The 4,499-nt window shown below is 64.1% G+C and carries 3 protein-coding genes; all 3 read right to left on the reverse strand.

The features are described from left to right. Positions 1-223 precede the first annotated feature (223 nt). Positions 224-1,591 carry a Fic family protein gene (locus ACOOGG_RS00885; RefSeq protein WP_420431326.1) on the reverse strand — a complete coding sequence of 456 codons (1,368 nt, stop codon included), beginning with the start codon at positions 1,589-1,591 and terminating at the stop codon, positions 224-226. 127 nt (positions 1,592-1,718) lie between these two features. Beyond that, positions 1,719-2,075, reverse strand: coding sequence for a hypothetical protein (locus ACOOGG_RS00890; protein WP_420431328.1), 357 nt, complete (start codon positions 2,073-2,075; stop codon positions 1,719-1,721). A gap of 262 nt (positions 2,076-2,337) precedes the next feature. After that, the coding region (locus tag ACOOGG_RS00895; RefSeq protein WP_420431330.1) for a hypothetical protein at positions 2,338-4,499 on the reverse strand (2,162 nt) is incomplete at its 5' end.

Genomic DNA, 4,499 nt, shown 5'->3' on the forward strand with positions numbered 1-4,499 from the left:
ACCCGCACCGCCAGCAGCCAGCCGGAGCCGGTGCCAAACGGTTCGCGTTCCGATGTGGCGATGGGCCACCCGTCGGGGCCGGTGCTGGCGGAGCCAGCTGAGCTTTGGCGAGCACGCTGCCTTCGCCGGTGGCCGCTTCGGGCATCAGCCGGTAGTCGGAGGCGAAGTCCACCGCCGTCGTGGCGGGTATCGCCAGGTTCGCTCGCCTGTGGGCGGGGGTTGGTCAGGTGTAGCGGTGGGGCGGGCGGTGGCCGGCGGGGAGGGTGCAGCGGGTGTCGCTGCGCTCTCCGACGTGGGAGCATCGCAGCGGCTCTTGTTCGGGCGGTGTGCTGGGCGCGACGTCTCGGCGCCATTGGGCTAGGAGCTCGCCCGGCGACGAGTTCGTGCCGCTTTGGCGCTCCTGCCAGCAGCGGCGCAGCAGCTCTTGGCGGTGGTCGACGATATGGAGCAGCACAGGCGCTTCGAAGGCCCTGCGACCAGTGTGGTCGTCGCGGGTTTCCGCGATCGCTCCTTCGGCGGTCAGTGTGCGCAGGCCCCGCCGCACGGCGTTGGGGGAGCGCCCTGTTGTGTCGCACAGGTATGCGACGCCGGCGGCGGGCATCGTCTCCATGGCCTCCAAGACGGCTGCTGCTGCTGAGTGGGGGCGCAAGCCGAGCTGGTCCCATTGGGCGTGCATGTCGGCCACGGCCAACGCGATGGCCTGGGTGTAGTCGCAGGCCACCTCGGCGGCATCGGCTATGTAGCCGGCGGCCGCTTCAGCGCAGGCGTCGCGAATCGGGCTGTCCGAGTCTCCGGTGTATGTCTGGTAGGGGCGCAACGACTGGTAGTAGGCCTGCTTGTTCTCGGCGATGGCGGCCGACAGGGGGATCGGCGGCGCGTCGGGCCAGTTCCTTTGGAGCACGCAGTGGATCAGCGCCCTGCCGACGCGCCCGTTTCCGTCGGGGAACGGGTGGATGGTCTCGAACTGGAGGTGGGCGACCGCGGCCTTGAGGAGGGGGTGCATAAGATCGCGGGCCGACGCGAATTCCATCAGGTCGCCCACCAAGGGGCCGACCCGATCTGCGGGCGGGGCGACGTACAGGGCCTCTGTCGGGGTGGCGCCGGCAGGGCCGATCCATATGTCGTCTGAGCGCAGCCGGCCCGGCTCGAACGGGACCGACGTGGCCTCAAAGAGCCGCTGGTGCATCCCCAACAGGTCCGAGAGCCCGACCGGTTCGCCGGTGCGGCGGCCGATCTCGCCGGCGCGGGCGGTGAGGCGGGCCGCCCCCAGAGCCTGCGTGTCGCGCCGGCGGCGCTCGGGGTCGTGGCTCGCACGCAAAGACTCCAGCAGGCTCAAAGACCGCAGAGTCGTGGATATGCCCTCCACATCGCTCGACGCGATCCCCTCAGAACGGTTAAGGCACCACCGCAACGAACGGTGCGAGGGCAGACGGGCGGCCATAGCAGCGATCCGGTCGCCCGCGGCTTTGACCCTCCCAGCCGTGGCGGTACCGATCACCGGATCCCATCCGGCAATCCCATGGGGAACATAAGCCCGATAGGCGACCGGGCCCAGAACACCGTAATGAGTCCGGTCGAGATATCCGCCCACAACGCCCAACCTACCAGCCAATTGCGGCAAAGGGCACTTGCAAAACACAAGCGCCCTTCCTGCTGTCGGGACGGGCAGTTGCCGAAAGCCGGTAGAAGCTGGGCGTGCGCCGGTTCGAACTCCGCTGCTAAGCGGCCTCCGCGGGGGGATCGACTTCCAGCTTCGCCTCGATGCGGGCCAGGCGCTCGCCGTGGTTTCGCAGCACATCGCGGACCAGGTCGATCCGTTCACCCTGAGCCTTCAGCTCGCCGACGAGCCTTTGCCCCGAATCTTTGATCTCATCGAGGACGGCGGAGAAACCTGTTTCTGTGTCGGCCCGCAGCTCTTCCAGACAGACACGCAGCTTCTCCGAAGCAGCCCGCTGCTCATCGAATCGCCGGTTCATGTCCTCACGATTTTCGGTGAAGCGCTGATTCACGCCCAGGCGCAGGCCGCCGATCCGGTCGCCCTTTTCTCTCCGCCTGAGCCTTGCCGACATGATCACCCTGACCGGTCAGCCCGGTAGCACCGGAGCCGGCCAATGCAGAAACAATCAAAATCATCCTTCCCCCAGCGTCAAACGACACTTGCCGGGGGAAGCTTCCACACACGAAACCGGCCTCAAGCGACAGCCCCAACCAACCCGCACCCAGAACCCGAGCATAAGAACAGTCAGCCCTACGGCGAGCACAGCGGCCGAGACGCGGGCCGGCCCGGCCCCCCGATAGGGGGCCGGGCCAGCCTGGATTGTGGTTTCGGTTGGACCGCTAGCCCAGAGGCTCACCGGTCGTCGGCGTCGGGACGCACTCATCGCGGGCCAAAGCGCTGGCCGAGTCGCCGAAGTCCTGGGAACCAAGAGCACGGCACGCCGCAGCCAAAGCATTGGAATAGCGGCCGGCACGGGACTTCTGGTCTTCGTAAAGGTCGACCGTACCGTTCAAATGCCCTAGTTCTTCGGGGTTCAATGAATCGTCCTGAGTGATTCCGGCGATGTTGTGCGAGGCAAGTCCATCCTCGAACTCGCCTGCAAATTTGGCGTATTCGGCGTCTTGTGCATCATTTCGATCTGCGCCGAGGTCGTGTATGTACGCCAGGTACTTCAAGAAATCCAGTTCCGTTTGGTTCGTGAACGGAGCCGAGATGAACGTCTCCAGAGCACTCTGGCGGGCGATGGCCTCGCGCCTTGTGGTGGGCAGCGAGCACACGTCGGCCACGCCGTCGCCGTCGCTGTCGAAGGCGTAGAGGCGGGCGCCGCCGAGGCTGTGGTTGGTGCAGTAGTCCAGCCCGGTGACGGTACCGGAGAAGAACACGTCCGCAGTAGCCGGGTCAGCAGCAGCAGGCGGCGGGGTCACCCGCTCGGTCTCGCAAACATCAGTCTCGAGGTCGGACGGGTCGTCGTCGTAGTCCTTCTGCTTGAAGCCTGCTTCACCGCACACTGCCAGCACCTCGGTGCGGAACTCGACCGGGTTCAGCCCGGCCAAAGTCTCCAGGGCGTTCTGGCGGGCAACCGTCGCCCGACGCGTCGTGTTCAAAGCACAGATGTCGGCCACACCGTCATCGTCAGAGTCGAACGCATAGGTCTGCGGGCCGCCCAAACTCATCTCAGTGCAGGAACCCGGGCCAGAGATATTGCCCGAGAAGAACCGGTTCACAACCGTGATCGTCACCATGTCGGAGTCGACAGCAGCGACATTCGCCTCGTTAGCAGCACAAGAACTTTCACCGTCGGCACCACAATTACTGGCACCGAGGTTGATCTCGTCTTCGGCGTCGCCATCGTTGTTCAGGTCCAACCCGAGGATCGACTCTTTCACCATGGCGATTTCAGTGCCGTCCTTGTCACCGTTCCCATCCAAGTCCGCATCAACGTCGGCTTCGTCAAGTGAGGTTACGTCGGCGGTGGTTGTCGCATCATCACCGTCGATGTCCGTACCGCCCGAGTCCTTCACATGCAACCTGAAGGTCAGCTTGATGTTGTTGAACCCGGTGAGGTCGGGGGCGTCGAAGTACGGATAAGGGGAACTGGTGCTCTTGAGATTGGTCAGACCGGTAACCCCGTCTTTGAGCTGGCCACCGCCAGTCACGATGTAGTCGGACGTTTCGACGGTTGTGCCGGTGAAGTCCTGGGGCAGGATCCAACCCTTGAGCTCATCAATCTCGTCGGCCGACAGCGGAGAGCGCTCATCCGGTGCCGGATCCATGGTCGCGCCGAGGTAGTCCCACCTGTAGGAAATCTTGTCGCCGATATCTGCATCGGAACTCCCAGAGCCGTTCAGCCGGACAAAGTCCTCGGGATCGACCTGCTCATCGTCACCGGCGTCAGCATCCGGCGCATCGTCGTCATTGACAATCGTGATCAAGACACCGTCTGTAGCAAAAGCGCCGTTCGGGTCAATGACTGTCATATTCAAGAAGACCGTTAGATTTTCACCACCGGACTCCAGTTCAGGAACTTCGAACGACACAGTGTCGGTGAACGAGCCTTGCAGTTCTAGTTTTGGATCCTCGTCAGGCTCTTGAGTAGCCAGGTCGATCTCGCTCCAGTTGTAGAGCAACGACTCCCCATCGGCGTCATAACCGACACCCCGGATGGTAACCGTTGAACCGTCCTTCTGATTCTGGAAGCCGTCATTGATTCTCAAGAGCTTGGGCGATGGGCCATCGCCGTCTGGGTCAGTACCACGCACGCCGCTTGCCGTCGGTTGCGCATTCTCGCCCACCAGTAGCTGAATCTCGGTGGTCACCGAGATCCTGGTGTCGTCGGTCACCGTCACCGAGACGTCGATGGTGTCGCCGTCATCGGCATCAGCGGGAATCCTGACCGTGGCCATACTCGCCGTGTTGACATCGTCATCCCCGGCGGTGCCACCACCGGGAGCGCTATGGGCGCCCCCTACCGCACCGCTCCACCGGAACCTGTGATTGGAGT

The organism is Candidatus Poriferisocius sp. (assembly GCF_965214065.1).
Taxonomy (GTDB): Bacteria; Actinomycetota; Acidimicrobiia; order Acidimicrobiales; family Bin134; genus Poriferisocius.